The sequence below is a fragment of the Acidovorax sp. ST3 genome, from assembly GCF_003231145.1.
Taxonomy (GTDB): Bacteria; Pseudomonadota; Gammaproteobacteria; order Burkholderiales; family Burkholderiaceae_C; genus Acidovorax.
Map to the genome: position 1 here is coordinate 1 of NZ_QKVP01000037.1, position 698 is coordinate 698.

At 67.9% G+C, this 698-nt stretch carries 1 protein-coding gene; it reads right to left on the minus strand.

Annotation, left to right across the window (positions count from 1 at the left end):
* Positions 1-327: DUF6882 domain-containing protein (locus DNK89_RS23390; protein WP_110962006.1), on the minus strand; the 327-nt coding region annotated here is incomplete at its 3' end.
* Positions 328-698 lie beyond the last annotated feature (371 nt).

The following is a 698-nucleotide window of genomic DNA, read 5'->3' on the forward strand; positions in this document are numbered from 1 at the left end:
GGTGTATGCCTCCAGGCCGTGAGCCTTGCCGAAGGCCAGCGCCAGTTGGGCGTGTTCGGCCAGTTCGGCCGGCACCGACGGATGATCCCAGCCCCACAGGAAGCTGCCGTCCTCGCTATTGGAGGTGCCGACGATCTGCACCGGCGCTTGGGCGGTGATGCCGCCGGGCAGTTGGAACACGATCAGGCCGCTGTCCATGTCCACGGACCATTGCTCGGCCTCATCCAGGTGCCAGGTGGCGCAGTGCGCCGAGGTGGCGGCCCGCATGCCTTCCAGGCTCTGGGCGATGTAGTTGGAAACGTCGAAGGGCTGCGTGGTGTCGGACATGCGGGGCTTTGCGGGGGATGGAAAGGCGATAGGGTACCCGCAAAGCGCTGGCCGGCGCATCGCTCATGCGCGACCGGGCCGCCGCGATCGCGCGGCGCCATGCCGAAGCGGGTGAACGGCGGCGTTCAGGTCGGCGATCAGTGACACGGACGCGCCAGCACGTAGACGCGAGTGTCGCGGCCATAATGCGTTTCAATGGCGCTCAATACGTCAGCGGCGCGCCGGTCACGACTTCGTACAGGAACCGGTCCAGCCGCTCGGTCTGGCCGTCCGGCCGGTCGAAGAAGGGCGCCTTTTCCAGGGTCGGCAACGTGGTTTCCAGATAGGCGTGGATCAGCGGGAAGCGCGGGCCGTGCTCGGCCTCGCCGGCC